Annotated in this window: 3 protein-coding genes and 2 pseudogenes; 4 read left to right on the top strand and 1 reads right to left on the bottom strand. The window is 62.2% G+C overall.

Annotated elements, in window-relative coordinates; all coding sequences use genetic code 11:
* The 4 genes and pseudogenes from M3436_20215 to M3436_20200 all read left to right on the top strand — a co-directional run.
* A partial coding sequence (locus M3436_20215; protein ID MDQ3566296.1) for an ISL3 family transposase occupies positions 1 to 1,232 on the top strand: 1,232 nt, incomplete at its 5' end.
* A pseudogene (locus M3436_20210) lies at positions 1,159 to 1,730 on the top strand (TolC family protein). The gene M3436_20215 and the pseudogene M3436_20210, both read left to right, overlap by 74 nt.
* 7 nt (positions 1,731 to 1,737) lie before the next feature.
* A pseudogene (locus M3436_20205) lies at positions 1,738 to 1,866 on the top strand (cupin domain-containing protein).
* A gap of 67 nt (positions 1,867 to 1,933) precedes the next feature.
* Positions 1,934 to 2,083, top strand: coding sequence for a hypothetical protein (locus M3436_20200; GenBank protein MDQ3566295.1), 150 nt, complete (start codon positions 1,934 to 1,936; stop codon positions 2,081 to 2,083).
* Here M3436_20200 and nhaA read toward each other — a convergent pair.
* The gene (nhaA, locus tag M3436_20195; protein ID MDQ3566294.1) at positions 2,080 to 3,165 is read right to left on the bottom strand and encodes a Na+/H+ antiporter NhaA; all 1,086 of its coding nucleotides are present in this window, start codon (positions 3,163 to 3,165) and stop codon (positions 2,080 to 2,082) included. The genes M3436_20200 and nhaA overlap by 4 nt on opposite strands.
* Positions 3,166 to 3,309 lie beyond the last annotated feature (144 nt).

The raw sequence follows: 3,309 nt of genomic DNA, 5'->3' as shown, positions 1-3,309 counted from the left end.
ATCGCGTCCAGAAATTCAAATCCTTTGTGTACGGAGCGGTGCGTTGGGTGGAGGACAGCTCGCCCCCGGCCTTGGAAGTGGAACTGCATCCACGGGCCAATGGCCAGGCGGTGTGCTCGGGCTGTGGGCGAAGGGGTCCCGGTTACGATAGGTTGCCGATGAGGCGTTTTGAGTTCGTGCCGCTGTGGGGCATGAAGGTGTTTTTCCTCTATGCACCGCGGCGTGTGGACTGCCCCTGTTGTGGCGTGAAGGTGGAGTGCCTGCCTTGGGCGATGGGCAAACATCCGCTGACCGAGGCCTATGCGTGGTTTTTGGCCCGTTGGGCGAAACGGCTCTCGTGGCGTGAGGTGGCCGAGGCCTTCCAGATGAGCTGGGAGGCGGTGTTCGGTGCAGTAGAGATGGCGGTCCTCTGGGGCCGGGCGCACGTAGATCTCTCGGGCATCCACAGCCTTGGTATCGATGAGCTGGCTTGGGGACGGGAGCATCGGTACCTGACCATGGTCTACCAAATTGACGCCCAGTGTAAGCGGCTGCTGTGGGTGAGCGAGAAACGCACGGTCAAGACGCTGTTGCGTTTCTTCCGTTGGTTGGGCAAGGAACGTAGCGCTGACCTGCGCTTCATCTGCTCGGATATGTGGAAACCCTATTTGAAGGTCATTGCCAAGAAGACGGGGCAGGCCATCCACGTGCTGGATCGCTTCCACATCATGGCGCATCTGAGCAAGGCGATCGATGAGGTGCGTGCCCAGGAAGCCCGGGCGCTCAAGGCCCAAGGCTATGACCCGGTGCTGACCAACACGCGCTGGCTCTTGCTCAAACGCCCCGAGAACCTCACCGAGAAGCAAGAGACTAGACTCTCCGATCTGCTGCGCTACAATCTGCGCACCGTGCGCAGCTACCTGCTCAAGGAGGACTTTCAATTTTTCTGGTGCTATCGCTCGTCGTATTGGGCCGGGCAATTCCTCGATCACTGGTGCACCCGTACGATGCGCTCGAAGCTCGAACCGATGAAGAAGATCGCTCGAATGCTGCGGGGTCACCGCGCGCTGCTGCTCAACTGGTTCCGCGCCAAAGGTCAGCTCTCCAGCGGCGTGGTTGAAGGATTCAACACCAAGGCCAAACTGACCACCAGAAAAGCCTTCGGCTTTCGAACCTATCATGCGCTGGAAGTGGCTTTGTATCATACCCTTGGCGCTCTACCCGAACCGCAGTTCACCCATAGATTCTGCTGAGGAGCCGATTTCTTTGACCGGGCTACTCGGGGGTGAGAGCCGAAAACTCTCCGATCTGTTTATCGGGCCAGCCAGATTCTGGTCCTTGGGCCTCAGTTTGCTCCAGCCTATCCTCAACGCAAATGCGAGCCGATATCAGGTGGAAGCGGCCAGAGCGCGCACCGAGCAGGCACTCCTGCAGTATCAACAAACGGTGCAGCAGGCTTTCAGAGAAGTGTCCGATGCGCTAACGACACCGCGCAATTCAACGCTGTGCACGCAGCGCAGCAGGAACAAGTGCGGACGCTTTCCAGATCTTCCCGACTCGCGCAACTGCGCTATGCGAGCGGTTATTCGTCCTATCTCGAAGTCTTGGATGCAAATCGCGAGTTGTTCTCGGCCGAGCTGGCTTTGAGTCAGGCGCAACGCGATTCCTTGGTTTCTGTCGTGCAGCTCTACCGTGCTTTAGGCGGAGGATGGATGGAAAGTGAAACCTCGCACGCAGTCAGTGAAGGATAGGCAACGTCAGCGCAGCGCGGTCAAAGCGCACACGCTGGTCGCCGTTCCCGCCGGTACGCGGCACAACTTCATCAACACGGGCACCACGCCGCTCAAGCTCTTCACCATCTATTCACCGCCGAAGGCCGAGGCGTAGCTGCCGAAAAGGAGTAGCGGGCCCGCTCTGAACCATTTGCGGATCGCCACCCTCCTGGCTCGGCCCGATGGCGCTGATCACCGCATCGCGGCCCGTGACCGCGCCCGCGCGGTGCCACATCGTGGTGATGTTGCTTGTGCTCTCGTTGGTTCATGAGATAAACCCCCTTTGCGCCGCGACCAGCATTCAGCTCGCGCTCATCGCGCCCGCCCGCTAAGAGGCTGCCGTGGGCTCCCGCGATCCTGCACCGGGCCGGTCGATCTCCGGTGGTCTTCCTTCCGCCCTTCGCGGCCACAAGATTGCTGCTCCAAATGACCCGGCGAGTAGCGAGGCGAGGAACACGCCGATCCTCGCGGCGGCAAAATCTGCGTCGTCGGGAAATGCCCTGCCAGCGATGAAGAGCGACATCGTGAAGCCGATGCCGGCCAGCGCGCCGGCGCCCAGCATCTGCCTCCAGTTATAGGCTTCGGGCTTCACGGCGAGACCGGACCACACCGCAATGGTGGCGGCGGCGACCATGCCGGCCGGCTTCCCCAGCACGAGTCCCAACACGATCGCGGCGATAAGCCTCTCGTGCTCCTCGATCACCCCGGCGGACCAGACGACGCCTGCATTGGCCAGCGCGAACAGCGGCAGCACGGCATAGCTGGACCAGGGCTCCACCGACCGCAGCAGCTTGGAGGCCGGGGATTCTATCCGGTCGTGAATCTGGTCAATGGCATGCAGCGCCGGCTCCGAAGGTCCGTGCCGCAGCACCTTCTCGCGCGACACCCGCAGCTCGTGCCGGAACACCGCTTCGGCTTGCGACATCAGCGCCGCCAGGTTGCCCGGCGGACGCGTCGGCGTAACGACCGCCAGGATCACGCCCGCCAGGGTGGCATGCAGGCCGGAGATGTGGAGGCAACTCCACAGGAGGACACCGAGCACCGCGTAAGGCAGCACCCGGTAAATTCCGCTGCGATTAAGGAACACCAGCAACCCGGTGACGACTGCGGCGGCGCCGGCATAGTAAGCATCGAGTCCTGTGGAATAGAACACGGCGACAATGGCAATTGCCACCAGGTCGTCGATGACCACCGCCGCCGTCAGGAAGATCCGCAGCTCGACCGGCACCCGGTTGCCCAGCATGGCGATGATGGCGACCGCGAACGCGGTGTCCGTCGTCGTCGGAATGGCCCATCCGTGCGCGAGCGGCCCGGACGGCGCCACCGCGAGGTAGATAAGCGCGGGCAGCAACATGCCGCCGGTAGCCGCGGCCAGAGGCAGCGCGGCAGCGCGCCGCGTCGCGAGGCGGCCCACCGTGAACTCGCGCTTGATCAGTATTTTCTAATTCAAAGATGAGTCTGAAAGAAGGTAGTAAAGCCTGGCCTCCTAGGGTGAAAGAGTACTGGCCTCCGGGGATAGCTGGGGGCGTCGGGAGCCTGGGCGGTGCGACGACTGTTC

The sequence above is a fragment of the Pseudomonadota bacterium genome (genome assembly GCA_030859565.1).
GTDB lineage: Bacteria > Pseudomonadota > Gammaproteobacteria > JACCXJ01 > JACCXJ01 > USCg-Taylor.
This window is presented reverse-complemented; position numbering and strand designations above follow the sequence as displayed.

What these genes read in the sequence shown, in the direction of transcription:
- M3436_20200 (MDQ3566295.1), top strand. Translation starts at nt 1,934, where the DNA reads ATGGCGCTGATCACCGCATCGCGGCCCGTGACCGCGCCCGCGCGGTGC.